The sequence below is a fragment of the Caulobacter sp. FV1ye13L genome (assembly GCF_058681155.1).
In genome coordinates this window covers 3,753,677-3,776,851 of the sequence record NZ_CM178732.1, presented here as the reverse complement: position 1 = coordinate 3,776,851, position 23,175 = coordinate 3,753,677, and the positions used below count along the sequence as shown (strand labels likewise).

At 64.5% G+C, this 23,175-nt stretch carries 37 protein-coding genes and 1 pseudogene; 35 read left to right on the top strand and 3 right to left on the bottom strand.

Annotation, left to right across the window (positions count from 1 at the left end; genetic code table 11):
* Positions 1-98: 98 nt before the first annotated feature.
* Entirely contained in the window at positions 99-938 is an 840-nt protein-coding gene (locus tag ACW176_RS18335; RefSeq protein WP_492110140.1) for a GIN domain-containing protein, read from the top strand.
* An 88-nt stretch (positions 939-1,026) separates the two neighbouring features.
* Here ACW176_RS18335 and ACW176_RS18330 read toward each other — a convergent pair whose 3' ends face one another.
* Positions 1,027-1,785 (bottom strand): hypothetical protein, encoded by a 759-nt coding sequence (locus ACW176_RS18330; RefSeq protein ID WP_492110139.1) that lies wholly within the window; start codon positions 1,783-1,785, stop codon positions 1,027-1,029.
* A gap of 383 nt (positions 1,786-2,168) precedes the next feature.
* Between ACW176_RS18330 and ACW176_RS18325 the strand changes: the two are divergent.
* The 29 genes and pseudogenes from ACW176_RS18325 (at position 2,169) to ACW176_RS18185 (ending at position 17,327) form a co-directional block, all read left to right on the top strand.
* Positions 2,169-2,370: pseudogene (locus tag ACW176_RS18325) on the top strand (hypothetical protein).
* Between the two features lie 13 nt (positions 2,371-2,383).
* A complete protein-coding gene (gene rpsJ / locus ACW176_RS18320) occupies positions 2,384-2,692 on the top strand; it encodes a 30S ribosomal protein S10 (RefSeq protein ID WP_004616952.1) in 309 nt (102 codons plus the stop codon).
* 15 nt (positions 2,693-2,707) lie between these two features.
* Complete coding sequence (gene rplC / locus ACW176_RS18315; RefSeq protein WP_419251734.1) at positions 2,708-3,478, top strand: 50S ribosomal protein L3; 771 nt, start codon at positions 2,708-2,710, stop codon at positions 3,476-3,478.
* Positions 3,478-4,116: a 50S ribosomal protein L4 gene (rplD, locus tag ACW176_RS18310; protein WP_419321086.1), complete on the top strand. Its 639-nt coding sequence runs from the start codon at positions 3,478-3,480 to the stop codon at positions 4,114-4,116. Before rplC ends, rplD begins: the two co-directional genes overlap by 1 nt.
* Complete coding sequence (locus ACW176_RS18305; RefSeq protein WP_419251732.1) at positions 4,116-4,412, top strand: 50S ribosomal protein L23; 297 nt, start codon at positions 4,116-4,118, stop codon at positions 4,410-4,412. Before rplD ends, ACW176_RS18305 begins: the two co-directional genes overlap by 1 nt.
* Before the next feature lie 4 nt (positions 4,413-4,416).
* Positions 4,417-5,256 (top strand): 50S ribosomal protein L2, encoded by an 840-nt coding sequence (rplB, locus tag ACW176_RS18300; protein WP_492057046.1) that lies wholly within the window; start codon positions 4,417-4,419, stop codon positions 5,254-5,256.
* A gap of 3 nt (positions 5,257-5,259) precedes the next feature.
* A complete protein-coding gene (rpsS, locus tag ACW176_RS18295) occupies positions 5,260-5,538 on the top strand; it encodes a 30S ribosomal protein S19 (protein WP_419251730.1) in 279 nt (92 codons plus the stop codon).
* A 3-nt stretch (positions 5,539-5,541) separates the two neighbouring features.
* Positions 5,542-5,922 (top strand): 50S ribosomal protein L22, encoded by a 381-nt coding sequence (rplV, locus tag ACW176_RS18290; RefSeq protein ID WP_035049356.1) that lies wholly within the window; start codon positions 5,542-5,544, stop codon positions 5,920-5,922.
* The gene (rpsC, locus tag ACW176_RS18285) at positions 5,922-6,671 is read left to right on the top strand and encodes a 30S ribosomal protein S3 (RefSeq protein WP_419251729.1); all 750 of its coding nucleotides are present in this window, start codon (positions 5,922-5,924) and stop codon (positions 6,669-6,671) included. Before rplV ends, rpsC begins: the two co-directional genes overlap by 1 nt.
* A gap of 12 nt (positions 6,672-6,683) precedes the next feature.
* Positions 6,684-7,124 carry a 50S ribosomal protein L16 gene (gene rplP / locus ACW176_RS18280; RefSeq protein ID WP_419251728.1) on the top strand — a complete coding sequence of 147 codons (441 nt, stop codon included), beginning with the start codon at positions 6,684-6,686 and terminating at the stop codon, positions 7,122-7,124.
* Positions 7,121-7,315, top strand: a complete 195-nt coding sequence (rpmC, locus tag ACW176_RS18275) for a 50S ribosomal protein L29 (RefSeq protein ID WP_035049361.1) — start codon at positions 7,121-7,123, stop codon at positions 7,313-7,315. The genes rplP and rpmC overlap by 4 nt, the downstream gene beginning before the upstream one ends.
* 10 nt (positions 7,316-7,325) lie before the next feature.
* Positions 7,326-7,565 carry a 30S ribosomal protein S17 gene (gene rpsQ / locus ACW176_RS18270; protein ID WP_062145542.1) on the top strand — a complete coding sequence of 80 codons (240 nt, stop codon included), beginning with the start codon at positions 7,326-7,328 and terminating at the stop codon, positions 7,563-7,565.
* An 18-nt stretch (positions 7,566-7,583) separates the two neighbouring features.
* Positions 7,584-7,952, top strand: a complete 369-nt coding sequence (rplN, locus tag ACW176_RS18265; protein ID WP_035049365.1) for a 50S ribosomal protein L14 — start codon at positions 7,584-7,586, stop codon at positions 7,950-7,952.
* Complete coding sequence (gene rplX / locus ACW176_RS18260; RefSeq protein ID WP_419321087.1) at positions 7,952-8,266, top strand: 50S ribosomal protein L24; 315 nt, start codon at positions 7,952-7,954, stop codon at positions 8,264-8,266. Before rplN ends, rplX begins: the two co-directional genes overlap by 1 nt.
* A complete protein-coding gene (rplE, locus tag ACW176_RS18255) occupies positions 8,259-8,816 on the top strand; it encodes a 50S ribosomal protein L5 (protein ID WP_062145545.1) in 558 nt (185 codons plus the stop codon). The genes rplX and rplE overlap by 8 nt, the downstream gene beginning before the upstream one ends.
* A gap of 21 nt (positions 8,817-8,837) precedes the next feature.
* Complete coding sequence (gene rpsN, locus ACW176_RS18250) at positions 8,838-9,143, top strand: 30S ribosomal protein S14 (RefSeq protein ID WP_419251725.1); 306 nt, start codon at positions 8,838-8,840, stop codon at positions 9,141-9,143.
* Positions 9,144-9,153: 10 nt separating this feature from the next.
* Positions 9,154-9,552, top strand: coding sequence for a 30S ribosomal protein S8 (rpsH, locus tag ACW176_RS18245; RefSeq protein ID WP_062145548.1), 399 nt, complete (start codon positions 9,154-9,156; stop codon positions 9,550-9,552).
* 18 nt (positions 9,553-9,570) lie between these two features.
* Positions 9,571-10,104 carry a 50S ribosomal protein L6 gene (gene rplF / locus ACW176_RS18240; protein ID WP_419321091.1) on the top strand — a complete coding sequence of 178 codons (534 nt, stop codon included), beginning with the start codon at positions 9,571-9,573 and terminating at the stop codon, positions 10,102-10,104.
* A gap of 3 nt (positions 10,105-10,107) precedes the next feature.
* Positions 10,108-10,464 (top strand): 50S ribosomal protein L18, encoded by a 357-nt coding sequence (gene rplR / locus ACW176_RS18235; RefSeq protein ID WP_035049377.1) that lies wholly within the window; start codon positions 10,108-10,110, stop codon positions 10,462-10,464.
* A gap of 13 nt (positions 10,465-10,477) precedes the next feature.
* The gene (gene rpsE, locus ACW176_RS18230) at positions 10,478-11,083 is read left to right on the top strand and encodes a 30S ribosomal protein S5 (protein WP_419251723.1); all 606 of its coding nucleotides are present in this window, start codon (positions 10,478-10,480) and stop codon (positions 11,081-11,083) included.
* Positions 11,084-11,086: 3 nt separating this feature from the next.
* Positions 11,087-11,272 (top strand): 50S ribosomal protein L30, encoded by a 186-nt coding sequence (gene rpmD, locus ACW176_RS18225; protein ID WP_419321093.1) that lies wholly within the window; start codon positions 11,087-11,089, stop codon positions 11,270-11,272.
* A 171-nt stretch (positions 11,273-11,443) separates the two neighbouring features.
* Positions 11,444-11,938, top strand: coding sequence for a 50S ribosomal protein L15 (gene rplO, locus ACW176_RS18220; RefSeq protein ID WP_419321095.1), 495 nt, complete (start codon positions 11,444-11,446; stop codon positions 11,936-11,938).
* A gap of 142 nt (positions 11,939-12,080) precedes the next feature.
* A complete protein-coding gene (secY, locus tag ACW176_RS18215) occupies positions 12,081-13,436 on the top strand; it encodes a preprotein translocase subunit SecY (RefSeq protein ID WP_492110138.1) in 1,356 nt (451 codons plus the stop codon).
* 121 nt (positions 13,437-13,557) lie between these two features.
* Positions 13,558-14,127 carry an adenylate kinase gene (locus tag ACW176_RS18210; RefSeq protein WP_492110137.1) on the top strand — a complete coding sequence of 190 codons (570 nt, stop codon included), beginning with the start codon at positions 13,558-13,560 and terminating at the stop codon, positions 14,125-14,127.
* 173 nt (positions 14,128-14,300) lie between these two features.
* Positions 14,301-14,669: a 30S ribosomal protein S13 gene (rpsM, locus tag ACW176_RS18205; RefSeq protein ID WP_062145564.1), complete on the top strand. Its 369-nt coding sequence runs from the start codon at positions 14,301-14,303 to the stop codon at positions 14,667-14,669.
* A 12-nt stretch (positions 14,670-14,681) separates the two neighbouring features.
* Positions 14,682-15,071, top strand: a complete 390-nt coding sequence (rpsK, locus tag ACW176_RS18200; protein ID WP_035049391.1) for a 30S ribosomal protein S11 — start codon at positions 14,682-14,684, stop codon at positions 15,069-15,071.
* A gap of 75 nt (positions 15,072-15,146) precedes the next feature.
* On the top strand, positions 15,147-16,163 hold the full coding sequence (locus ACW176_RS18195; protein ID WP_062145568.1) for a DNA-directed RNA polymerase subunit alpha: 1,017 nt from the start codon (positions 15,147-15,149) through the stop codon (positions 16,161-16,163).
* A 192-nt stretch (positions 16,164-16,355) separates the two neighbouring features.
* The gene (rplQ, locus tag ACW176_RS18190) at positions 16,356-16,769 is read left to right on the top strand and encodes a 50S ribosomal protein L17 (RefSeq protein WP_419251717.1); all 414 of its coding nucleotides are present in this window, start codon (positions 16,356-16,358) and stop codon (positions 16,767-16,769) included.
* A 129-nt stretch (positions 16,770-16,898) separates the two neighbouring features.
* On the top strand, positions 16,899-17,327 hold the full coding sequence (locus tag ACW176_RS18185) for a hypothetical protein (protein ID WP_492110136.1): 429 nt from the start codon (positions 16,899-16,901) through the stop codon (positions 17,325-17,327).
* A gap of 3 nt (positions 17,328-17,330) precedes the next feature.
* On the opposite strand, the gene ACW176_RS18180 is transcribed toward ACW176_RS18185, so the two are convergent.
* Together ACW176_RS18180 and ACW176_RS18175 are read right to left on the bottom strand one after the other, a co-directional pair.
* The gene (locus ACW176_RS18180; RefSeq protein WP_492110135.1) at positions 17,331-18,149 is read right to left on the bottom strand and encodes an ABC transporter permease; all 819 of its coding nucleotides are present in this window, start codon (positions 18,147-18,149) and stop codon (positions 17,331-17,333) included.
* A complete protein-coding gene (locus tag ACW176_RS18175; protein ID WP_492110134.1) occupies positions 18,149-19,066 on the bottom strand; it encodes an ABC transporter ATP-binding protein in 918 nt (305 codons plus the stop codon). The genes ACW176_RS18180 and ACW176_RS18175 overlap by 1 nt, the downstream gene beginning before the upstream one ends.
* A gap of 171 nt (positions 19,067-19,237) precedes the next feature.
* Between ACW176_RS18175 and ACW176_RS18170 the strand changes: the two genes are divergently transcribed.
* The 5 genes from ACW176_RS18170 to ACW176_RS18150 all read left to right on the top strand — a co-directional run bounded on the left by ACW176_RS18170 (position 19,238) and on the right by ACW176_RS18150 (position 23,149).
* Positions 19,238-20,506: an alkaline phosphatase family protein gene (locus ACW176_RS18170; protein WP_492110133.1), complete on the top strand. Its 1,269-nt coding sequence runs from the start codon at positions 19,238-19,240 to the stop codon at positions 20,504-20,506.
* A gap of 100 nt (positions 20,507-20,606) precedes the next feature.
* On the top strand, positions 20,607-21,065 hold the full coding sequence (locus ACW176_RS18165; RefSeq protein WP_492110132.1) for a VOC family protein: 459 nt from the start codon (positions 20,607-20,609) through the stop codon (positions 21,063-21,065).
* A 13-nt stretch (positions 21,066-21,078) separates the two neighbouring features.
* Positions 21,079-21,402 (top strand): ArsR/SmtB family transcription factor, encoded by a 324-nt coding sequence (locus tag ACW176_RS18160; protein WP_492110131.1) that lies wholly within the window; start codon positions 21,079-21,081, stop codon positions 21,400-21,402.
* Positions 21,399-21,905 (top strand): SRPBCC domain-containing protein, encoded by a 507-nt coding sequence (locus tag ACW176_RS18155; protein WP_492110130.1) that lies wholly within the window; start codon positions 21,399-21,401, stop codon positions 21,903-21,905. The genes ACW176_RS18160 and ACW176_RS18155 overlap by 4 nt, the downstream gene beginning before the upstream one ends.
* Positions 21,902-23,149, top strand: coding sequence for a TCR/Tet family MFS transporter (locus ACW176_RS18150; RefSeq protein WP_492110129.1), 1,248 nt, complete (start codon positions 21,902-21,904; stop codon positions 23,147-23,149). Before ACW176_RS18155 ends, ACW176_RS18150 begins: the two co-directional genes overlap by 4 nt.
* Positions 23,150-23,175: the final 26 nt, after the last annotated feature.

Here is a 23,175-nt window from a genome sequence, read left to right as displayed (position 1 = left end):
TTGTGACATCGCGGTCATGACCGCGAATTAAGTCGTCTCGCCCGGCGGGCGCCGCTAGCTTTCCCTCATCAACGCCATCCGACAGGGGAAATATCTCGATGCGCGCACTTCTCGTTCTGGCCGCCGGCGCGGCCGCCCTGGGTTTCGCTGGCGTCGCCTCCGCTGCGCCTTCGGTCCGGATCAAGGATGCGGTCGCCCGCGTCGTGGTGATCCCCGAAGCTCGTAGCGACATCAAGGTGGAGTTCCTCACCACCAACAAGAGCCTGCCCCTGAGCATCCGGCGGGATGGCCCGGACACGATCGTCGACGGCGATTTGCGCATGAACAAGATCCATGGCTGCAACACCAAGATGGGCCAGACCACGATCAAGGTGCGCGGCGTCGGTGAAGTGAAGTGGGAGGATATCCCGCAGATCGTCATTCGTACGCCGATGCGGGTCGATGTGTCCGGGGCCGGCGCGGTGTTCGGCAGCATCGGCCGCAGCGACAGCCTGGAACTGGCCAATGCCGGCTGCGGTGACTGGACCGTCGCCAACATAAAAGGTCAGCTGGAAGTCAGCCAGGCGGGCTCAGGCGACACCAATGTCGGTACGGCGGGTTCGGCCGAGATCAGCATCGCCGGCTCCGGCAGCGTGAGGACCCAGGAGGTTGCGGGCGACTTCACGGTCTCGATCGCCGGTTCGGGCGACGCCGGGGCGGCGAGTGTCGGCGGCAAGGTCGAGGTCAACATTGCCGGCTCGGGCGATGTGGCGATCGCCGGCGGTCGCGCCAGGTCGATCGAGGTCAGCATCATGGGCTCGGGCGACGTGACCCATGACGGCGAGGTCGGCGATGTCGAGATCTCGGTGGCCGGCTCTGGCGACGTGCGCATCGCCAAGGCGACCGGCAATGTCAGCAAGTCGGTGGCCGGCTCGGGTGACGTCTATATCGGCCACTGAGCCGCCTTCGACGATCACCCATATATATAGAGAATGAAGGCCCCGGGACGGATGTCCCGGGGCCTTCCGCTTTTCAGGCTCCCCGCGCTTAGCGGACGCCGAAGCCGAACAGCGCGCCAGCGTCGATCAGGTCGGCGCCGGCCGCGTCACGGGCCTTCAGGCTGCCGCCGAAGGTGTAACGCACGCCGATCTTGACCGCGTCCGACTTCAGGTCGGCCAGGTCTTCGCTTTCGGTGTGGGTGTACTTGCCGAAGGTCGACCAGCCGGTGTTGGCGAACTTGTATTCGCCGCCCAGGCTGGCATCCCACGCATCGGCTTCGATGGCGGTGTCGATCTTCGAATAGCCGAGGCCGCCGTCGATGCGGAAGTCGTCGGTCACGAAGTAGCGGGCTTCACCGCGCACGGCGTACAGGTCGGCGTCCAGGTCGTTGGACTGGCCATAGGCCGCCAGGCCCGACAGCGTGACATTGCCCAGATACTTGTGGGCTTCAGCGCCGACGGCCCACAGGGTGTCGTTGCTGGGGCGCGACAGGGCGGTGAAGCCGCCGACGCGCCAGGTGTCGCCGATCTTGGTGGTCAGGTGGACGGCGCCCGAAGCGACGGTTTCGTCGCTGATGTCATTGTCCGAGATCGCCACGTCGCCATTGGCGGTGACGGTCCAGGCCGCGCCGACCGGAACGGCGACCGAGCCGTCGATCTGCACCGACGTGCCGTCAGCGCCGAACGTGCGGGTGTCGAGGTCGGTGTAGTTCACTGCGGCGCCGACCGAACCGACTTGCTGGGCGAAGGCGGGAGCCGAGAAGGCGAGGACCGCGACAGCGGCGGCGGCAAAAAGTTGGGTCTTCATAGTGGGTAATCCCCTTACTGGAAAAGCCCCGGCGCTGGCGGTCATTGGGGGGAGGGGCCACCAGTCCGCCGGGGAGGGGCGGCATCTATGGCGCGTCGCCTGGCGCCACAAGGGGCAATAGTCGTGCTTGAGGGTCACTTGATGCCCAATTGTGACACTTGAAAGATCGAGATCGCCGACTATCCGCATGTGTGCGCACGTTCCTGCCCATGTGACGGCGTTATTCGACAATCCCATGACAGATGAGGGGTTGCGGAGGAGGGGCTAGGCGCCTATCCAGAAGCAGCTCGCCGAGTCGCCTCAGTTTCTGGCGCGACAAGGCAAGCGAAGCGCTTGACGAAACCGGATTCGGAACGTACAAGCGCGCCTCTGTTGGACCGGCTGTGAGCTCTAGGGCTCAAACGCGGTTCGCGAGACGCCCGGACATAGCGCCGCCAACCTTCTTTCGGGAAGGGGCGCAATATCTGGACATAACCCCCACGGGCAACCGTGAGGGCCATTTGTTTTGCGGACGCTGCGTTCGAACTCTCCCAAGGGTTCGAGTTGGTCTTTGAAATGGTTCGAGACGCGGGCGCAGCCCACTAGGAAACCGAGCGATATGGATCGTCAGAACATCCGCATCCGGCTCAAGGCCTTCGATCACCGCGTGCTGGATCATTCCACGCGCGAGATCGTCAATACGGCCAAGCGCACTGGTGCGACGGTACGGGGCCCGATCCCCCTGCCCACGCTTATCGAAAAATTCACCGTCAACCGTTCGCCGCACGTCGACAAGAAGTCGCGCGAACAGTTCGAGATCCGTACGCACAAGCGCGTTCTCGACATCGTTGACCCGACTCCGCAGACCGTGGACGCGCTGATGAAGCTCGACCTGTCGGCCGGCGTTGACGTCGAAATCAAGCTGTAAGGAGGGCCGAATCTTATGACTCTCCCCGCAAATCGTACTGGCGTGATCGCCAAGAAGCTCGGCATGACCCGCTTCTTCGATGAAACCGGACAGCACATCCCGGTCACCGTCCTGTCGCTGGATGGCTGCCAGGTCACCGCCCAACGCACCCAGGAAAAGGACGGTTATACCGCCCTTCAACTCGGCGCTGGCGCCAAGAAGCCGAAGAACACCCCCAACGGCATGCGTGGCCACTTCGCCAAGGCCTCGGTTGAACCCAAGCGGGTTGTCGCCGAGTTCCGCGTCGAAGAAGCCGCTCTGATCGAAGTGGGCGCGGAAATCACCGCCGACCACTACGTTGCCGGCCAGAAGGTCGACATCCAGGGTGTCACCGTCGGTAAGGGTTTTGCCGGCGCCATGAAGCGCTGGAACTTCGGTGGTCTGCGCGCAACCCACGGCGTCTCGGTCTCGCACCGTTCGCACGGCTCGACTGGTCAACGCCAGGATCCGGGTCGGACGTTCAAGGGCAAGAAGATGGCCGGTCACCTGGGTCAGGAAACCGTCACCACGCTGAACGTCACCGTCTGGAAAGTCGATGTCGAGCGCGGCCTGATCCTGGTCAAGGGCGCTGTCCCCGGCCACGAAGGCAGCTACGTGAAGGTTCGCGACGCAATCAAGAAGGCCCCTCCGGCCGACCTGCCGCGTCCGGGCGCCTTCCGCAAGGCTGGCCAGGCACCGGCGACCGCCGCTGCTGAAACCCCCGCTGAGGAAGCCCCCGCGGCATCGACCGAAGAGGGCGAAGGCTAATGAAACTCGACGTCATCAAACTGGACGGCGGCAAGGCCGGCTCCGTTGATCTCGACGACGCCATCTTTGGCATCGCCGACATCCGCGGCGACATCCTGCAGCGCGTCGTCACCTGGCAGCTGGCCAAGCGCCGCTCCGGCAACCACAAGATTCAGGTCCGTAACGAGGTCTCTCGCACGGGCAAGAAGATGTACAAGCAAAAGGGCACCGGCGGCGCTCGTCACGGTTCGCGCCGTGCGGCTCAGTTCGTCGGCGGCGCCAAGGCTCACGGCCCTGTCGTCCGCAGCCACGCGTTCGATCTTCCCAAGAAGATCCGTGCGATGGCTCTGCGTCACGCTCTCTCGTCGAAGGCCAAGGCCGGCTCGCTCATCGTGCTGGACAACGTTGCTCTGACCGATCCGAAGACGGCCGCCCTGCGCGCCACCTTCGACAAGATGGGTCTGAAGAACGCTCTGGTCATCGCGGGTCCGGAAGTGGACGGCAACTTCAAGCTCGCCGCCCGCAACATTCCGAACATCGACGTGCTGCCGAACGCCGGCCTGAACGTCTATGACGTGCTGCGTCGCCACACCCTGGTCCTGACCAAGGACGCGGTGGATGCGATCTCGGCGCGTTTCGCTGAGAAGGAAGCCGCGTAATGGCCGCAACCGCCCGCCACTACGACACGATCCTGTCGCCGGTGATCACCGAAAAGGCCACCCTGCTTTCCGAGCAGAACAAGGTTGTCTTCCGGGTGTCCGCCGATGCGTCCAAGGACGAAATCGCCGCCGCAGTCGAAGAACTGTTCAAGGTCAAGGTCACCAAGGTCAACACCATGGTCACCAAGGGCAAGACCAAGCGCTTCCGCGGCATCATCGGACGTCGTTCCGATGTCAAAAAAGCCATCGTGACCCTGGCCGAAGGCCAGTCGATCGACATCACGACGGGGCTCTAATCAGATGGCCTTGAAGCACTTTAACCCGACCAGCCCAGGCCAACGCGGCCTGGTCCTGATCGACCGCAGCGAGCTCTACAAGGGTCGTCCCGAGAAGAAGCTCGTTGAAGGCCTGACCAAGTCGGGCGGTCGCGGCGGCAATGGCCGTATCGCTGTCCGTTTCCGCGGCGGCGGCGCCAAGCGCCTCTATCGCCTGGTCGACTTCAAGCGTCGCAAGCAAGGCGTGGCTTCGGTTGTTCGTATTGAATACGACCCCAACCGCACCGCGTTCATCGCCCTGATCAAGTATCAGACCGATGGCGAGCTGGCCTACATCCTGGCCCCGCAGCGCCTCAAGGTTGGTGACGAAGTCGTCACCGCCGACAAGGTCGACGTGAAGCCGGGCAACACCTCGCCGCTGCGGACCATGCCAATCGGCACGATCATCCACAATGTCGAGCTGAAGCCCGCCAAGGGTGGTCAGATCGCTCGTTCGGCTGGCGCTTACGCCCAGCTGGTCGGTCGTGACGCCGGCTACGCCCAGATCCGCCTGAACTCGGGCGAGCTGCGCATGGTCCTCGACACCTGCCTGGCCACGGTTGGCGCAGTCTCCAATCCCGACCACATGAACGAAAACCTCGGCAAGGCCGGTCGTGTTCGTCACATGGGTCGTCGCCCTCACGTTCGCGGCGTCGCCATGAACCCGGTCGACCACCCCCACGGTGGTGGTGAAGGCCGGACCTCGGGCGGTCGTCACCCGGTGACCCCGGCTGGCAAGCCGACCAAGGGCGCCAAGACCCGCGTTAACAAGGCCACGGATAAGTTCATCATCCGTTCGCGCCACAAAGCGAAAAAGGGCCGCTAAGCCATGACCCGCTCCGTCTGGAAAGGCCCGTTTGTTGACGGGTACCTCCTGAAGAAGGCCGACGCATCCCTGTCGTCGGGCCGCAAGGATGTCATCAAGACCTGGTCGCGTCGTTCGACGATCATGCCGCAGTTTGTCGGCCTGACCTTCGGCGTCCACAACGGTCTCAAGCACGTCCCCGTTATCGTGTCGGAAGACATGGTTGGTATGAAGTTCGGCGAGTTCGCTCCCACCCGTAACTTCCCCGGCCACGCCGCCGACAAGAAGGCGAAGAGGAAGTAGGCCATGAGCCAAGCTAAACAACCTCGCCGCCTGCCGGCCAACGAAGCGATGTGTAAGGTTCGCACCTTGCGCACCAGCGCTCGTAAGCTGAACCTGGTTGCTCAGTCCATTCGTGGTCTGAACGTCCAGCGCGCTCTCAACGAGCTCGAATTCAGCCACAAGCGCATCGCCCAGGACGTCCGCAAGGCGCTGTACTCGGCCATTTCCAATGCCGAGAACAACCACAACCTCGACATCGACTCGCTGGTCGTGTCCGAGGCCTATGTGGGCAAGAACCTGGTGATGAAGCGCTTCTCGCCCCGCGCCCGCGGCCGTGCGACGCGCGTTGAAAAGCCGTTCTCCGAGATCACCATCGTGGTCCGCGAACTGGGTGAGGCCGCCTAATGGGTCAGAAAGTCAATCCGGTCGGGCTTCGGCTCGGCATCAACCGCACCTGGGACAGCCGTTGGTTCGCCGACGGCGCCCAGTACGGCAAGCTTCTGCATCAGGACATCGCTGTCCGTAAGATGCTCAAGAAGCGGCTCTATCTGGCTGGCGTCTCGCGCATCATCATCGAGCGCCCGCACAAGAAGTGCCGTGTCACGATCTATGCCGCCCGTCCGGGCGTCATCATCGGCAAGAAGGGCGCTGACATCGACAAGCTCCGCAAGGACCTGTCGATCATGACGGAAGGCGAGGTTCACCTGAACATCGTCGAAATCCGTAAGCCTGAAACCGACGCCCAGCTGGTGGCCGAGTCCATCGCCCAGCAGCTCGAGCGCCGGATTGCCTTCCGTCGCGCCATGAAGCGGTCGATCCAATCGGCCGTCCGTCTTGGCGCCAAGGGCATTCGCATCAACGTGTCGGGCCGCCTCGGCGGCGCTGAAATCGCGCGGATGGAATGGTATCGCGAAGGTCGCGTGCCGCTCCACACCCTGCGCGCTGACATCGACTACGGTTTCGCGGAAGCCAAGACCACCTACGGCATCATCGGCGTGAAGACCTGGATCTTCAAAGGCGAAGTGCTGGAGCATGACCCGATGGCGCTCGACAAGCGTCTCGCCACCGAGTCCGGCCCTGCCGGCGAAGGTGGTGGGCGCGAGCGCGGCGATCGTCCCGACCGGGGCGACCGCGGCCGTCGCGATCGGGGCTAAGGATAGAGCGCTATGCTGTCACCGAAAAAAACCAAGTACCGCAAGCAGTTCAAGGGGCGCATTCATGGCGTCTCCAAGGGCGGCACCCTGCTGAACTTCGGCTCCTACGGCCTCAAGGCCGTTGAGCCGGAACGCATCACCGCTCGCCAGATCGAAGCGGCTCGTCGGGCGATCACTCGCCAGATGAAGCGCCAAGGTCGCGTGTGGATCCGCATCTTCCCCGACGTGCCGGTCACCGGCAAGCCGGCCGAAGTCCGGATGGGTAAGGGCAAGGGCGCCGTGGATCACTGGGCCGCGCGCGTCGCGCCGGGCCGGATCATGTTCGAAATCGACGGCGTGCCGGACGATGTCGCTCGCGAAGCTCTGCGCCTCGGCGCGGCCAAGCTGCCGATCCGTACCCGTGTCGTCACCCGCATCGACGCAGGTGCGGCTCTGGAGGCCGAAGCGGCATGACCAAGATTGCTGACATCCGGGGTATGACGCCCGACCAACTCGCCGAGCAGCTGCTCAGCCTCAAGAAGGAGCAGTTCAACCTGCGCTTCCAGGCCGCGACCGGTCAGGTGGAAAAGACCCACCGCGTTGGTGAGATCCGTAAGGATATTGCCCGCATCAAGACCGTGCTGCGCGCCAAGGCCGCGGCTTAAGGAGAACGATATGCCCAAGCGTATCCTCGAAGGGGTTGTCGTCTCCGATAAGGGCGACAAGACCGTAGTGGTTAAGGTTGAACGGACCATCGTTCACCCGCTGCTCAAGAAGATCGTGCGCCGCTCCAAGCGGTACCACGCTCATGACGAGTCCAACGCGTACAAGACCGGCGAATCCATCAAGATCGTCGAGTGCGCTCCGAAGTCCAAGCTGAAGACCTGGGAAGTCCTTCCCAAGGTCTCGGCTTAAGTCTGGAAGGTTTAAACCATGATCCAGATGCAAACTAACCTGGAAGTCGCCGACAACTCCGGCGCTCGCCGGGTCATGTGCATCAAGGTGCTGGGTGGCGCAGGTCGTCGCTACGCCAGCGTCGGTGACGTGATCGTCGTGTCCGTGAAGGAAGCCATTCCTCGCGGCCGCGTGAAGAAGGGTGACGTGCTTCGCGCCGTCGTCGTTCGTGTCAACCAAGGCATGAAGCGCAAGGACGGTTCGCTGATCCGCTTCGACAAGAATGCTGCGGTCATCGTCAACAAAGCGAGCGAGCCGGTCGGCACGCGGATCTTCGGCCCGGTTCCTCGTGAACTGCGCGCCAAGAACCACATGAAGATCATCTCCCTCGCCCCCGAGGTGCTGTAATGGCTGCCAAGATCAAGAAGGGCGACCGCGTTGTCGTCCTGGCGGGCAAGGACAAGGGCAAGCAAGGCTCGGTGTCTGAAGTTCGCCCGAAGGAAAACCGCGTCATCGTGGAAGGCGTGAACCTCGTTCAACGTCACACCAAGGCGACCCAGGCCGATCCGCAAGGCGGCATCAAGAGCAAGGAAGCCGCGCTGCACGTCTCGAACGTCGCCATCGTGGATTCCAACGGCAAGCCCACCCGCGTCGGCTTCAAGATCGAAGGCGACAAGAAGGTGCGCGTGGCCAAGACCACGGGCGAGGTGATCAATGGTTGATCAAGCTTACGAGCCGCGGCTGAAGTCCGAATATCGCGCGCGCATCCGCGCCGCGATGAAGGAACAGTTCGGCTACACGAACGAAATGCAGATCCCCAAGCTGGACAAGATCGTCCTGAACATGGGTATCGGCGAAGCTGTCGCGGACTCCAAGAAGGCCCAAACGGCCATCAAGGATCTCACCCTGATCGCTGGTCAAAAGCCCGTCGCCACCAAGGCCCGCAAGTCGATCGCCGGCTTCAAGCTGCGCGAAGGCATGATCGTCGGCGCCAAGGTGACGCTCCGCAAGGACCGGATGTACGAGTTCCTCGACCGCCTGGTCACGATCGCGCTGCCGCGCGTGAAGGACTTCCGCGGCCTGAACGGCAAGAGCTTCGACGGCCGTGGCAACTATGCCATGGGTCTGAAAGAGCACCTGGTGTTCCCGGAAATCAACTATGACCAGATCGAACAGATCTGGGGCATGGACATCATCGTCTGCACCACTGCGAAGTCCGATCAGGAAGCCAAGGCGCTCCTGAAGGAATTCCAGTTCCCGTTCACGAATTAAGAGCGGGCAGGGAAACACACCATGGCCAAGAAAAGCGCCGTCAATCGTAACGAGATGGTCAAGTCTCTCGTCAAGCAATTCGCCGACAAGCGCGCCGCGCTCAAGGCAATCGCCAATGACGACAGCCTGCCGCTCGAGGATCGCTTCGAAGCTCGTCTGAAGCTCGCGAAGCTGCCGCGTAACTCCTCCGCTGTTCGCATTCGTAACCGTTGCGAAGTCACGGGCCGTCCGCGCGCCTATTATCGCAAGCTGAAGATGAGCCGTATCGCGCTCCGCGAGCTCGGCTCGTCGGGCCAGATCCCCGGCCTCGTCAAGTCGAGCTGGTGAGGACGATCATATGTCGATGAACGATCCCCTGAGCGACCTGATCGCTCGCATCAAGAACGCCGCCACGCGCAAGCGCGCCAAGGTTGCGACGCCGGCTTCCAAGCTGCGCGCTCGTGTCCTGGACGTGCTGGCCGACGAAGGCTACATCCGCGGCTACTCGCTCGTCGAGAAGCCCGGTGCGTTCCCCGAATTCGAGATCGAGCTCAAGTATTTTGACGGTGAGCCCGTGATCGCCGAAATCGCACGCGTGTCCAAGCCGGGCCGCCGCGTCTATTCGTCGATCAAGGACCTGAAGCCGATCAAGAACGGCCTGGGCATCTCGATCCTTTCGACGCCGAAGGGCGTCATGTCGGACTCCGCCGCACGCGACGCTAATGTCGGTGGCGAAGTCCTCTGCCGCGTCTACTAGGCGCGGGAGGGAAAGAGCATGTCACGTATCGGTAAAAAAGCCGTCGCGATCCCCTCGGGCGTGAATGTCACGATCGACGGGCAGACGGTCACGGTGAAGGGCCCCAAGGGGCAACTCGCCTGGACCATCGCAGACGAGATCGTCGTCACCCAGGAAGGTTCCGACCTCCTGCTGGTGGCTCGCGACGAGAGCAAGCGCGCCAAGTCGATGTGGGGTCTGTCCCGCACGCTGGTGGCCAACATGGTGCAAGGCGTCACCGCCGGCTTCGAGGAAACCCTCGAACTGGTGGGCGTCGGTTACCGCGCCGCGATGAAGGGCGATGCGCTCTCCATCCAGCTCGGTTTCAGCCACGATGTGAACGTCGAGCCCCCGGCTGGCGTCACCTTCGCGGTTCCGAAGCAAACCGAAATCAAGATCGCCGGTGCTGACAAGCAGGCGGTTGGCGAGATTGCCGCGAAGATTCGCCGCATTCGTCCTCCCGAGCCCTACAAGGGCAAGGGCGTTCGTTATGCCGGCGAAAAGGTTCGCCGCAAGGAAGGCAAGAAGAAGTAAGCCATGGCGCTCACACCTCGCGAATCCGCCGTGCGTCGTGCCCAACGCACCCGCACCCGCCTCAAGGCCCTGTCCAACGGTCGTCCGCGTCTTACGGTCTTCCGTTCGTCCAAGAACATCTACGCCCAGATCATCGATGATGAACGCGGCGTGACCCTGGCTGCCGCCTCCACCCTCGAAGGTGAAGGCAAGACCAAGGGCGCGGACAAGGACGCGGCTGCACTGGTCGGCAAGCTCGTCGCCGAGCGCGCCATCGAAAAGGGCGTCAAGGACGTCGTCTTCGATCGCGGCGGCTACATCTTCCACGGTCGGGTGAAAGCCCTGGCCGACGCCGCGCGCGAAGCCGGCCTGAATTTCTAAGGGAAATCACAGCATGGCTCGTGGTGATCAACAGCGTGGAGACGGCGGCCCCAATCGCGGCCGTCGCGACCGCAACGCCCCCGAAGAGCGGGTCGACAGCGACATCGTCGAAAAGCTCGTCCACATCAACCGCGTCGCCGCCACCGTTAAGGGCGGCCGTCGCTTCAGCTTCGCTGCTCTGATGGTCGTTGGCGACCAAAAGGGCCGCGTCGGCTTCGGTCATGGCAAGGCGCGTGAAGTGCCGGAAGCCATCCGCAAGGCGACCGAAGAAGCCAAGAAGACCATGGTTCGGGTTCCCCTGCGGGAATCGCGCACCCTGCACCACGACGGCTACGGCCGTTGGGGCGCCGGCAAGGTCATGATGCGCGCTGCCCCTCCCGGCACGGGCGTCATCGCCGGTGGTCCGATGCGCGCGGTTCTCGAAACCCTGGGCGTCCAGGACGTCGTGGCCAAGTCGACGGGTTCTTCGAACCCGTACAACATGGTTCGCGCCACGTTCGAGGCCCTGAAGGTTCAATCGTCGCCCCGCCAGATCGCCGCCAAGCGCGGCAAGAAGGTTGGCGACATTCTCGGCCGCCGCGCCGACGGAGCTTCGGCTCCGGACGCCATCGAGGGCTAAGACATGGCTGAAGCTAAAACCGTCAAGGTTCGCCAAACTGGCAGCCCGATCCGCCGCAACGCCACCCAGCGCGCAACGCTGGCTGGCCTGGGTCTCAACAAGCTGGGACGCGAGTCCGAGCTGGAAGACACCCCTTCGGTTCGCGGCATGATCCGCAAGGTCCAGCATCTGCTGGAAATCGTCGAGTAGGTCTGCTACACGACGCCGAAATCGCCACCCCGGTGAAAGCCGGGGTGGTTTTCGTTTGAAGTTCCGCCTTCCGATCCCATCGGGAAACGAGGGCAGGGCGACGGACGATCTTCAATTTTTCAAGCCGAGTCTGGCCCCTGGCCAGGCGCAGATCTCCAAGGAGAGGCACACATGACCAAGCTTAATGAACTCGCCCCGACCCCCGGTTCGACCAAGGGCCGCATGCGCGTTGGCCGTGGTCCCGGTTCGGGCAAGGGCAAGACCGCCGGTCGCGGCGTCAAGGGCCAGAAGGCGCGCTCGGGCGTCGCCATCGCCGGCTTCGAAGGCGGTCAAATGCCGCTGCACATGCGTATGCCTAAGCGCGGCTTCAACAACCCCTTCCGCCTGGACTTCGCTGAAGTGAACCTGTGGCGCCTGGAACAGGCCGTCGAAGCGGGCAAGCTGAAGGCCGGCGCCGACGTCTCGGTGGCCGACCTGGTCGCCGCCGGCGTGATCCGTCGCGAACTGGACGGCGTGAAGCTGCTGGGCAAGGGCGAGATCAAGTCGGCCCTGAAGCTGACCGTCTATTCGGCGACCGAAGCGGCCATCAAGGCCGTTGAAGCCGCCGGTGGTTCGGTGACCGTGACCAAGAAGGTCAAGGTTCAAGCCGAAGACGCCAAGGCCTAAGTCCATATTGTCATCCCGAGGGCGCGCTGGCCGCGCCCGCGGGACTTTGTTTCGACCGGGATGACAGAATTAGGGGGCTCGCCGTGACATCACGGCGGGCCTCACCTATTTGTGGCTCAGTATTAGAGTCGTGGGGAATTGAATGGCCTCGGCCGCCGAACAACTCGCAGCCAACATGAATTTCGCGTCGTTCCAAAAGGCGACCGAACTTCACAAGCGCATCTGGTTCACGATCATCGCCTTGGTCGTCTTCCGCCTTGGCACCTATGTGCCGATCCCCGGCATCAATCCGGAGGCCTTCGCCAACGCCTTTGCGGGCCAGTCGAAGGGCATCCTGGGCATGTTCAACATGTTCTCGGGGGGCGCGGTCGAACGGATGGCGATCTTCTCGCTGAACGTGATGCCCTACATCAGCGCCTCGATCATCGTGCAGCTGATGGGCTCGGTGTATCCGCCGTGGGAAAAGCTGAAGAAGGAAGGCGGCGAAGCCGGCCGCAAGACCCTCAACCAGTACACCCGCTATCTGGCCGTGGTTCTGGCGATCGTGCAGTCGTTCAGCATCGCGGTTGGCCTGCATAGCCAGCCCGGCCTGGTGTTTGACGGGATCAGCGGTCCGTTCTTCATCGCCTCCACGGTCGTGGCCCTGACGGGCGGCACACTGTTCCTGATGTGGCTGGGCGAGCAGATCACCAGCCGTGGCGTCGGTAACGGCGTCTCCCTGATCATCTTCGCCGGCATCGTGGCGGGCCTGCCGCGCGGCATTGGCCAACTGCTGGTGCAGTCGCAGACCTCGGGCAATTATCTGCCGCTGTTCGTGATCGTGTTCCTCGCCGTCGCGGCGGTCTGGGCGATCGTCTTCATCGAGCGCTCGCAGCGTCGGCTGCTGGTTCACTATCCCAAGCGCCAGCAGGGCAACCGCATGATCGGTGGCGACACCTCGTTCATGCCGCTGAAGATCAACACCGCCGGCGTCATCCCGCCGATCTTCGCCTCCAGCCTGCTGCTGTTGCCGACGACCGCCATGGGTTTCCTGTCGACGGCGAACCTTCCGCCTTGGGCAGCCTGGCTGCCGGGGACTGTGGGCGCGCTGCAGCACGGCCAGCCGGCCTTCATGCTGCTCTATGCGGGTCTGATCGTCTTCTTCTCGTTCTTCTACACCTCGGTGGTGTTTAACCCCGATGAGACGGCCGAGAACCTGCGCAAGTACGGCGGCTTCCTGCCGGGCATCCGCCCTGGCAAGCGCACGGCCGAGTATCTCGACTATGTCCTGACCCGTTTGACGGTGATCGGCGCGGCCTACATCACCGCCGTCTGTATCATGCCGGAAATCATGATGGCCGGCCTGGGCGCCACCCAGTTCGCCTTGGGCGGCACCTCGGTGCTGATCGTGGTGACGGTGACCATGGACACCGTGGCGCAGATCCAGTCCCAACTGCTGGCGCACCAGTATGAGGGCCTGATCAAGAAGTCGAAACTCCGCGGCGGCAAAGGCCGCTAGAGGATAAAGCGTTCTGGAAGCCGGTTTGTCACAAAACCGGCTTCCGTTTTTTTTCCCCGCACTCTAGGTCTGCTGGGGAAGATGACCGGGCGTAGACTCGGCGACGCGCGAAGGGGCATTCATGAACTTGATCCTGTTCGGACCGCCGGCGGCGGGGAAGGGGACCCAGGCCAAGCGGCTCGTCACCGAGCGCGGCATGGTCCAGCTTTCCACCGGCGACATGCTGCGCGCGGCGATCGCGTCCGGCTCCGAGCTGGGCGCCCGCGTCAAGGGCGTGCTGGACCGTGGCGACCTGGTGACCGACGAGATCGTCATTGCCTTGATCGAGGACCGTCTGGCCGAGGCTGAGGCCGCTGGCGGCGCCATCTTCGACGGATTCCCCCGCACCGTGGCCCAGGCCCAGGCGCTGGATAAAATGCTGGCCGCTCGCGGGCAGAAGATCGACCTCGTCCTCCGACTCAAGGTAGACGAGCCCTCCCTGATCGAACGCATCTCGAAGAGATTCGCCGAGCAGGGCAGGCCTGACGATAATCCGGAAGTTTTCGTGACCCGTCTGGCCGCCTACAACGCCCAGACGGCGCCTTTGCTGCCCTACTATGTAGAGCAGGGTAAGCTGACGGAACTGGATGGCATGGCGCCTGTGGAAGCAGTCGCGGCCTCGATCGACGCGGCGCTCTCGGGCGCGGTGTAAGACATTTTCAATTCGTTGATTTTCGGCGGATTCAACCATTGACGGCGGCGCAACGATCCCTATAACGGGGCGCTTCCGCGAAAGGGCGCGATCTGTGCGCGCCGGACTGGGTCGTAAGGCCGGGCCGGGCGCGCCGTTCGCGTCTTTAGTGCGTGACTAGGAGAACATTAGACGTGGCCCGTATTGCAGGCGTCAACATACCGACGAACAAGCGCGTTTTGATCGCGCTTCAGTACATTCATGGCATCGGCCAGAAGTCCGCTCGTGACATCGTCACGAAGGTGGGCATCGATGACACCCGCCGGGTCAATCAGCTGACCGACGCAGAAGTCCTGCAGATCCGTGAAACGATCGACAAGGACTTCACCGTCGAAGGCGACCTGCGCCGCGAAAATTCGATGAACATCAAGCGTCTGATGGACCTGGCCTGCTATCGCGGCCTGCGTCACCGTAAGGGCCTCCCGGTCCGCGGTCAGCGCACGCACACGAACGCTCGCACCCGCAAGGGTCCGGCCAAGCCGATCGCCGGCAAGAAGAAATAAGGTAGCCTGACGATGGCCAAGGAACCGGGTCGCGTTAAAAAGCGCGAACGCAAGAACATCACCTCGGGCGTGGCGCACGTGAACGCCTCGTTCAACAACACCATGATCACCATCACCGACGCCCAGGGAAACACCATTTCCTGGTCCAGCGCCGGCGCGATGGGCTTCAAGGGTTCGCGCAAGTCGACCCCGTACGCCGCTCAGATGGCTGCGGAAGACGCGGGCAAGAAGGCTGCCGAGCACGGCGTGAAGACCCTCGAGGTCAACGTGTCGGGTCCGGGTTCGGGTCGTGAGTCGGCTCTGCGCGCCCTTCAGGCCGCGGGCATGACCATCACGACGATCCGCGACGTCACGCCGATCCCGCACAACGGCTGCCGTCCGCCCAAGCGTCGTCGCGTCTAGTACTTTTTAGACACAATTCTCCTTCGCCGGCTGCGCAAAACGCGGCCGGCGAGCCGCGTTCAAGGGATCGACCACGTGATCGAAAGAAACTGGAACGAGCTGATCCGTCCTGAGAAGCCGCAAATCGAGACTGGCGCCGACGCGACCCGCAAGGCGCGGATCGTGGCTGAGCCGCTCGAGCGTGGTTTCGGCGTGACGCTCGGCAACGCGCTCCGTCGCGTTCTGCTCTCGTCGCTTCAGGGCGCAGCCGTTACCGCCATCCAGATCGATGGCGTCGTACATGAATTCTCCTCGCTCGAAGGCGTCCGCGAAGACGTCGTCGACATCGTTCTGAACATCAAGCAACTGGCCGTGCGCATGCACGCCGAGGGCCCGAAGCGCATGACGCTCCGCGCCACCGGCCCCGGCCCGGTGACCGCTGGTCAGATCGAAACCCCTTCGGATATCGAGATCCTGAACCCCGACCACGTGCTCTGCACGCTGGACGACGGCGCCACCGTGCGCATGGAGTTCACGGTCAACACCGGCAAGGGTTACGTCCCGGCCGACAAGAACCGTCCGGAAGACGCGCCGATCGGCCTGATCGCCGTCGACGCCCTGTACTCGCCGGTCAAGCGCGTCGCCTATCGCGTCGAGCCTACCCGTCAAGGCCAGTCGCTGGACTATGACAAGCTGATCCTGGAAGTCGAAACCAACGGCGCCGTCACTCCGGTGGACGCCGTGGCCTACGCCGCCCGGATCCTGCAAGACCAACTGCAGATCTTCATCACCTTCGAAGAGCCCAAGGCCAAGTCGGCCGACGAGGCCAAGCCTGAGCTGCCGTTCAACCCGGCGCTCCTGAAGAAGGTCGATGAGCTGGAACTGTCGGTTCGTTCGGCCAACTGCCTGAAGAACGACAATATCGTCTACATCGGCGATCTGATCCAGAAGACCGAAGCCGAGATGCTGCGCACCCCGAACTTCGGCCGCAAGTCCTTGAACGAAATCAAGGAAGTGCTGGCTGGCATGGCGCTTCACCTGGGTATGGACGTGCCGAACTGGCCGCCCGAAAACATCGAAGACCTGGCCAAGAAGTTCGAAGACCAGATCTAAGACGAACTATATCGCGCTCGATCCGGGCCGCTCGCCACCCTTCGGGGATGGCGGGCGGCCTGGGCCTTTTGAAGCCGCAACTGCGGTGGAGGGCCCCGGCGCTTCGTTCTGACCCGGCCGGGAACAGGCTGGGATGGGTGACAATCAGCGCTAGATCGCGCCACTGCGGGCCAAGGCCCAGGAGACACTACAATGCGTCACGGTAAAGCTCACCGTAAACTCGGCCGCACGTCCGCTCACCGCACCGCCATGTTCGCCAACATGTCGGCCTCGCTGATCAAGCACGAGCAGATCGTCACCACCCTGCCCAAGGCCAAGGAACTGCGTCCCTTCGTCGAAAAGCTGGTCACCCTGGCCAAGCGCGGCGACCTGCACGCCCGTCGTCAGGCCATCAGCATCGTTCGCGACGTCGAACAGGTCGGCAAGCTGTTCGCCGCCATCGGCCCGCGCTACCAGACCCGTCAGGGCGGCTACATCCGCGTCCTGAAGGCCGGCTTCCGCTACGGCGACAACGCCCCGCTGGCCGTGATCGAGTTCGTCGACCGCGACGTCTCGGCCAAGGGCAAGGACTCGGGCCCGGACTACTCGGCCCAAGCCGAAGACTAATTCTCAGCCCCGGCTGAACGGAAAAGGCCCCGGAGCAATCCGGGGCCTTTTTTGCGTTTCAGGGCCGCTGACTGGACAGATCGGTCGCCCTGAACCACTCTTCGGGGACCATATCCGGGGGCTCAATCCATGTTGCGCGCCATCCTTGCTGTCCTGGGCGCCATCGCCGCCAACATCATTCTCGTGACGCTTTGCGAGATGATCTTGAAGGCAGGCTTCCCACCGCCTCCGGGCCTGGATCTCAATGATCCGGCCCAGTTGAGGGCCTTCGCCCAATCCATGCCGCCTCTGGCTCTGGCCGGGCTTCTGGTCGGATGGGCGGTCGGAGCGTTCGGCAGTGCGGCGGCGGGCTTCCTGATTGCTCGCAAGGCCTGGGCGGCTTGGGTAGGGCCCGCTTTCAACCTGCTGGGCGTCGTGATGAGCATCACCATGATCCCGCACCCGCTCTGGGTGGCGGCCATCGGCGTGTTGACGCCCTTTGTGGCGGCCTGGAGCGCGCCGCGCCTGTGGGGCCCGCGTCTTGCGGCGTCGCCATCGCCTCCGGCAACTGATGCCTGACCGCTACTCCCGCGTCAGATCCTGCCGCTGGAACAGCACAATGGCCCCGGCCGTCAGCGCCGCGATCCAGCTCAGCAGCACCAGCAGCGCCCAGCCGGCGGGTCCGCCGTCCGGCCCGGCATGCGACGGCGCGGTGACGAAGGCGCGCAGCAGGTCGGCGTCATAGGCTGGGATGGCCAGAACCTTCCAGGTCGGTTCCGGACTCATGGCCCCGAGGGCGCCCGCCAGGATCGACTGGACGAAGCGAACCACCAAACAGACCACGACGGCGGCCATCGGCGAGCGCGTCACGACTGCGACGCAGGCAGCCAGGGCGGCCAGGCTCATGGCTTCCAGCCAGGTGACCACGAAGACGCCGGCGATTTCGGAAAGGCCCAAGGTCGAGGAGACGATGGCCTTGCCGTTGATCCCAGCGCCGATCACGGCCGCCGCCAGGGTCAGCATCACGGTCAGGACCAGGCTCCACAGGATCGCCTCGCCGATCACGATCAGCTTGGCGGCCAGCAGGTTGAAGCGGCTGTTGCGCGGCGTGCGCAGGCGCCAGGTCTCCCAGCGATAGTCGCCGGCCAGGATCGAGGCCGCGCCGATCATCAGGAACAGCGCTGCCATCGTCGAGGCGCCATTGCCCAGCGCCTTGATGACCTGGACCGCCAGATCGATGGTCGCGCCCGGCATCGGCCGCTTGATGATGTTGCGGATGAACAGGTCACCGCCGATGGCGAGGAAGAAGACCACCAGCGGCGCGAAGCCGAAGCCCCAGAACAGGGCCGAACGGTCGCGCAACAGGCGGAAGCGTTCAGCGGCGATGGCGTCGGCCAGCATCAGGCGGCTCCTTCCGGGGTGGCGGCCGTGGGCGCCTGGCCCAGCGATTTCAGATAGACACCTTCAAGGTCGACCTCGCGCCAGCGGGCCTCGATGATCTCGGCGCCGGCCTCGACCAGGGCGCGGATCACGGCGGGCGCCTCGGCGCGCGGAATGTCGGCCAGCACGGCGTCGGGCCCATCGGCCTGCCCGCGATCACCCAGCACCGCCAGGACCGGGGCGAGGGGAGAGGCCAGGGACAGGCGCAGGCGAGCTTCCCCGGCGGTGAGTTCAGCGACGCCGCCTTCCGCCACGACCTTGCCGCGCGACAGGATGGCCACGCGATCACAGACGCGCTTGACCTCGTCCAGCTGGTGGCTGGCCAGGATGACCGTCACGCCCTCGTGTTTGGCCAGATCGACGATCAGGGCGCGGATTTCCTGGATGCCGGCCGGGTCCATGCCGCTGGTCGGCTCGTCCAGGATCACCAGTTCGGGACGGGTGAAGAAGGCCGCCGCCAGACCCAGACGCTGCTTCATGCCGACCGAGAAGCCGCCGGTGGCGCGGTCGGCGGCATGGGTCAGGCTGACTCGCTCCAGCCAGGCGGGGATATCGGGGTTCTGGAACCCGCTCTCCAGAGCCAGCATCTTCAGCGTGTCGCGGGCGGTCAGATAGGGCGGATAGCGCGGCGTCTCGATCATGGCGCCGACCCGGCGCAGGGCGGTCAGGTCGCCGGCCGGGGCGCCGAACAGTCGGGCCGAGCCGCTGGTGGGCCGCACCAGACCCAGGGCGATGCGAAACAGCGTGCTCTTGCCCGCCCCGTTGGGACCCAGAACGCCGAACACGCCACCGGCCGGTATGGCGATGGATAAGTCGTCGAGCGCGCGAACGGTCCCGTAGGTCTTGGTGAGGCCGGTGGCCTCAAGGGCGATGCTCATGCGGATGCGACTTCCGTTACAGGAGAATCCTGTCGTTGGCGGCGACTATGGGGGTGCGGTTCTCACCCGCCAAGTTAAGACGAGGTCATAAGCTGGTGTCACACGCCCCTGTCATAGGGGCGAAACGTCCGGCTGGCATCGACGCCTCAAGACTGTCGAAAGGGTTGCGCCATGAAGAGCCTGTTCCGCCTTGTGTCCCTTGGGGCGACCCTGGCCGCCGCCCTGGTGCTGTCGGCCTGCGCCTCCATGCAAGCGGGCGGGGGCGAGGTCGCCGCGCCGCCCAAGAGCCGGCTCACCATCCTGGTGTCCAGCGACGGCTTCCGGGCCGACTATCTGGGCCAGGGCGACACCCCGACCCTGGACGCCCTGGCGGCCGGCGGCGCGCGCGGCGCCATGCGGCCGTCCTTTCCGACCCTGACCTTTCCCAACCACTACACCCTGATCACCGGCAAGCGGCCCGACCGCAACGGCATCGTCAACAACGTCATGGAAGACGAGACGATTCCCGGCGTGCGCTTCTCGATGTCCAACGCCGACGCCGTGCATGACCCGCGCTGGTGGAGCCAGGCCTGGCCGCTGTGGGTCTCTGCCGAGAAGCAGGGTCTGAAGGCGGCGGCGATGTTCTGGCCCGGCTCGGAGACGCAGATCAGCGGCGTGCGTCCGTCGCGCTGGATGGCCTTCAACCAGGCCATGCCGTCGAATGACCGGGTCGATACGCTACTGGCCTGGCTGGATGATCCCAAGGGGCCTGAGCTGCGGCTCTCCACCCTGTATTTCGATGTCGTCGACACCGAGGGCCATCACTATGGACCGGGCTCGCCGCAGGCCCGCGCCGCCGTGGCCGACGTAGATCAAGCGATGGCGCGGCTGGTCGAGGGCCTGAAGGCGCGGGGGCGGTTCGAAACGACCGACATCGTCTTCGTCGCCGACCATGGCATGGCCCCGGTTCCACCGTCCCAGCGCTGGCCGCTGGACGACGTGCTCGACCTGTCCACGGTCAGGCTGGTCACCACCGGCGCGGTCGTCGGCCTGACACCGCTGCCCGGCTTTGAGGCGCAGGTCGAGGCGGCGCTGCTCAAGCCGTTGCCGCACCTGACCTGCTGGAAGAAGGGCCAGATCCCCGAGCGCTATCACTACGGCCGCAATCCGCGGGTGCCGGCCATCGTCTGCCTGTCGGAGACCGGCTGGTATGTGACGACCCGCAAGATGATGGAAAAGCCCGGCAAGTGGGAGGGGCTGGACGGCGGCCAGCACGGCTTTGATCCCTACGACCCGGCCATGCGCGCGGTGTTCATCGCCAGGGGGCCGTCGATCAAGCCGGGCGTGGTGCTGCCGGTGTTCGACAATGTCGACGTCTATCCGCTGCTGGCCAGGATCTCGGGCGTGAAGCCTGAGAAGGGCGATGGCCGGCTGAAGTTTGTGGGCCAGGCGCTGCGCTAGGGGGCTTGCCGGCCAATAGGTAGAGAATGAGCGTCCCCGGGCTTGCGGATATAGTTTCCATATGCGTTAAATATTGTCGATATCCGATAGGAGCGGCACGATGGCTGACTGGCGTCCCAACCTGATCTCGGCGGTCTGCTACCGCGACCCCAAGGCGGCGCTCGCCTGGCTGGAAAAGGCGTTCGGTTTCGAGCTGGTCTTTCTGGTCGAGGACGCCGACGGCAATCTGGGCCATTCTGAAATGCGCTTCGGCAATGCCTGCGTGATGGTCGGCAACGAGTGGAGCCACGACCACAAAAGCCCGGCCTCGGTGGGCGGCAAGAACACCCAGACGGTGCATATCCAGCTGAGCGAGGGCGAGCTTGACGCGCACTGCGAGCGGGCGCGGGCGGCGGGCGCTGAAATCCTGGTTGAGCCCGCGACCCAGTTCTACGGTGATCGCACCTATCGCTGCAAAGATCCCGAGGGCCACATCTGGACGGTGGCGCGAAACGTCGAGACCGTGTCGGTGCAGGAGATGGAGCGTCGCACAGGCCTGAAGATCACGGGTCAGGGATGAGCCTGGGCCCAGCGTGACCGCCTCGCTCGACCGCACCCTGGCGGCCCTTGCCGATCCGCACCGCCGACGGGTTGTCGACCTGTTGCGTCAGCGACCGCATCGGGCCGGGGAACTGGCCCAGGCCGTCGGCCTGACCCCGCCGGCCATGAGCCGCCACCTGCGGGCTCTGCGCCAGTCGGGTCTGGTCGAGGAGAGCCACCCCGATTTCGACGCCCGCGTGCGGGTCTATCAGTTGAGGCCGGGCCCTATGGACGAACTCAAGGCCTGGCTGGAAATTGCCGAAACCCACTGGATCGGCCAGCTATCGGCGCTGAAGGCGCATGTGGAGGGCTCATGAGTTCGCGCGTCGTTGTCGCCCTGCGCATCAAGGCCCCGCCGATGCGGGTGTTCGAGGCCTTCACCCAGGAGATCGCAACCTGGTGGCGGCCCAATGGGCTGTTTGCCTTCACGCCAAGATCGCCGGGCGTCATGGCCTTTGAAGACGGCGAGGGCGGTCGTCGTCTCGTCGAGCGCCTGGCCTCGGGCAAGGTGTTCGAGGTCGGCACGGTGCGAGTGTGGGAGCCGGGCCAGCGGTTGGTGGTGGGCTGGCGGCAGGCGACCTTCGCGCCCGACATGGACACCGAGGTCGAGGTCCGCTTCGACGCGGTCGAGGACGGCACGCGGGTTACGGTCGAGCATCGCGGCTGGGACAGCGTGCCGACCGCGCACGTGGCGCGCCACACCTTCCCCGACGGCCTGTTCCTGCGCCGGCATGGAGAATGGTGGCGTGACCTGCTGGACGGCCTTGCGGTCGCGGCGACGGACCGGCAACTAGGGTGCGCCGGGGAGAACGACGCATGACTCAGACCATCACGGGCGGGCGCCGGCAGGCGGCCCTGGGCTTCATCTTCGTCACCGCCGTGATGGACGTGCTGTCGCTGGGCGTGATGATCCCGGTGCTGCCCGAGCTGGTGAAGCGGTTCAACGGCGGCGATACGGCTGACGCCGCGCTGTGGAACGTGCTGTTCGCCACCACCTGGGGCGTGATGCAGTTCATCTGCGCGCCAGTTCTGGGCCTGTTGTCCGACCGCTTTGGCCGTCGCCCGGTGATCCTGACATCGATCTTCGGCCTGGGTGTCGACTTCCTGTTCATGGCCTTTGCGCCCAGCCTGTGGTGGCTGTTCGTCGGCCGGGTGTTCAACGGCATGACGGCGGCCAGCTTCTCGACCGCCGGCGCCTATGTGGCCGACGTCACCACGCCGGAGAACCGCGCCAAGGGTTTTGGCCTGATGGGGGCCGCCTTCGGCGTCGGCTTCACCTTCGGCCCGGCCCTGGGCGGCTGGCTGTGGCAGTTTGATCACCGCCTGCCGTTCCTGGTCTGCGCGGCCCTGGCCCTGTGCAACTGGCTGTACGGCTATTTCGTGCTGCCCGAGTCCCTGCCGCCCGAGCGTCGGATCAAGACCTTCGACTGGAAAAAGGCCAACCCGCTCGGCTCGCTGGCCCTGCTGCGGAGCAAGCCTGACCTGCTGGGCCTGGCCGGCGTCGGCTTCCTGTTCCAGCTGGCGCACAACGTGCTGCCGTCGGTTTTCGTGCTGTATATGGGCTTTCGTTATCAGTGGTCGGTGCAGACCATCGGCCTGACCCTGATGGCCAGCGGCATTGCCGGGATCCTGCTGCAGGCCTTTCTGGTCGGCCGGATCGTCAAGGCGGTGGGCGAGCGCGGCGCGCTGCTGATCGGCCTTTTCTGCGGCTTTGTGGGCTTTTCGATCTACGCCCTGGCCCCGACGGGCTGGCTGTATCTGTGCGGCCTGCCGATCTTCGCGTTCTCGGGTCTGATCCAGCCGGGCCTGCAGGGCCTGATGACCCGCCGGGTCTCGCCCCAGCAACAGGGACAGCTGCAGGGCGCCAATTCGGCGATGATGGGCATCACGTCGATCATCGGTCCAATTCTGTATCTGGCCCCGTTCGCCTGGGCGGTGCGGCACGATGCGACCGTGCACATGCCGGGCCTGCCGGTGCTGATCGCTGCGGCGCTGATGCTGGCCGGCACGGCCCTGGCGTTCCGCTTCGCTCACCCTATCTCAGTCGAACCGCGCCCGGTCTGACCGGTCAGGACACCGAGCGGCCATCA

Coding starts and splice junctions, on each gene's coding strand:
- ACW176_RS18335 (WP_492110140.1), top strand. CDS start 99: ATGCGCGCACTTCTCGTTCTGGCCGCCGGCGCGGCCGCCCTGGGTTTC.
- ACW176_RS18330 (WP_492110139.1), bottom strand. CDS start 1,785: ATGAAGACCCAACTTTTTGCCGCCGCCGCTGTCGCGGTCCTCGCCTTC.
- rpsJ (WP_004616952.1), top strand. CDS start 2,384: ATGGATCGTCAGAACATCCGCATCCGGCTCAAGGCCTTCGATCACCGC.
- rplC (WP_419251734.1), top strand. CDS start 2,708: ATGACTCTCCCCGCAAATCGTACTGGCGTGATCGCCAAGAAGCTCGGC.
- rplD (WP_419321086.1), top strand. CDS start 3,478: ATGAAACTCGACGTCATCAAACTGGACGGCGGCAAGGCCGGCTCCGTT.
- ACW176_RS18305 (WP_419251732.1), top strand. CDS start 4,116: ATGGCCGCAACCGCCCGCCACTACGACACGATCCTGTCGCCGGTGATC.
- rplB (WP_492057046.1), top strand. CDS start 4,417: ATGGCCTTGAAGCACTTTAACCCGACCAGCCCAGGCCAACGCGGCCTG.
- rpsS (WP_419251730.1), top strand. CDS start 5,260: ATGACCCGCTCCGTCTGGAAAGGCCCGTTTGTTGACGGGTACCTCCTG.
- rplV (WP_035049356.1), top strand. CDS start 5,542: ATGAGCCAAGCTAAACAACCTCGCCGCCTGCCGGCCAACGAAGCGATG.
- rpsC (WP_419251729.1), top strand. CDS start 5,922: ATGGGTCAGAAAGTCAATCCGGTCGGGCTTCGGCTCGGCATCAACCGC.
- rplP (WP_419251728.1), top strand. CDS start 6,684: ATGCTGTCACCGAAAAAAACCAAGTACCGCAAGCAGTTCAAGGGGCGC.
- rpmC (WP_035049361.1), top strand. CDS start 7,121: ATGACCAAGATTGCTGACATCCGGGGTATGACGCCCGACCAACTCGCC.
- rpsQ (WP_062145542.1), top strand. CDS start 7,326: ATGCCCAAGCGTATCCTCGAAGGGGTTGTCGTCTCCGATAAGGGCGAC.
- rplN (WP_035049365.1), top strand. CDS start 7,584: ATGATCCAGATGCAAACTAACCTGGAAGTCGCCGACAACTCCGGCGCT.
- rplX (WP_419321087.1), top strand. CDS start 7,952: ATGGCTGCCAAGATCAAGAAGGGCGACCGCGTTGTCGTCCTGGCGGGC.
- rplE (WP_062145545.1), top strand. CDS start 8,259: ATGGTTGATCAAGCTTACGAGCCGCGGCTGAAGTCCGAATATCGCGCG.
- rpsN (WP_419251725.1), top strand. CDS start 8,838: ATGGCCAAGAAAAGCGCCGTCAATCGTAACGAGATGGTCAAGTCTCTC.
- rpsH (WP_062145548.1), top strand. CDS start 9,154: ATGTCGATGAACGATCCCCTGAGCGACCTGATCGCTCGCATCAAGAAC.
- rplF (WP_419321091.1), top strand. CDS start 9,571: ATGTCACGTATCGGTAAAAAAGCCGTCGCGATCCCCTCGGGCGTGAAT.
- rplR (WP_035049377.1), top strand. CDS start 10,108: ATGGCGCTCACACCTCGCGAATCCGCCGTGCGTCGTGCCCAACGCACC.
- rpsE (WP_419251723.1), top strand. CDS start 10,478: ATGGCTCGTGGTGATCAACAGCGTGGAGACGGCGGCCCCAATCGCGGC.
- rpmD (WP_419321093.1), top strand. CDS start 11,087: ATGGCTGAAGCTAAAACCGTCAAGGTTCGCCAAACTGGCAGCCCGATC.
- rplO (WP_419321095.1), top strand. CDS start 11,444: ATGACCAAGCTTAATGAACTCGCCCCGACCCCCGGTTCGACCAAGGGC.
- secY (WP_492110138.1), top strand. CDS start 12,081: ATGGCCTCGGCCGCCGAACAACTCGCAGCCAACATGAATTTCGCGTCG.
- ACW176_RS18210 (WP_492110137.1), top strand. CDS start 13,558: ATGAACTTGATCCTGTTCGGACCGCCGGCGGCGGGGAAGGGGACCCAG.
- rpsK (WP_035049391.1), top strand. CDS start 14,682: ATGGCCAAGGAACCGGGTCGCGTTAAAAAGCGCGAACGCAAGAACATC.
- rplQ (WP_419251717.1), top strand. CDS start 16,356: ATGCGTCACGGTAAAGCTCACCGTAAACTCGGCCGCACGTCCGCTCAC.
- ACW176_RS18185 (WP_492110136.1), top strand. CDS start 16,899: ATGTTGCGCGCCATCCTTGCTGTCCTGGGCGCCATCGCCGCCAACATC.
- ACW176_RS18180 (WP_492110135.1), bottom strand. CDS start 18,149: ATGCTGGCCGACGCCATCGCCGCTGAACGCTTCCGCCTGTTGCGCGAC.
- ACW176_RS18175 (WP_492110134.1), bottom strand. CDS start 19,066: ATGAGCATCGCCCTTGAGGCCACCGGCCTCACCAAGACCTACGGGACC.
- ACW176_RS18170 (WP_492110133.1), top strand. CDS start 19,238: ATGAAGAGCCTGTTCCGCCTTGTGTCCCTTGGGGCGACCCTGGCCGCC.
- ACW176_RS18165 (WP_492110132.1), top strand. CDS start 20,607: ATGGCTGACTGGCGTCCCAACCTGATCTCGGCGGTCTGCTACCGCGAC.
- ACW176_RS18155 (WP_492110130.1), top strand. CDS start 21,399: ATGAGTTCGCGCGTCGTTGTCGCCCTGCGCATCAAGGCCCCGCCGATG.
- ACW176_RS18150 (WP_492110129.1), top strand. CDS start 21,902: ATGACTCAGACCATCACGGGCGGGCGCCGGCAGGCGGCCCTGGGCTTC.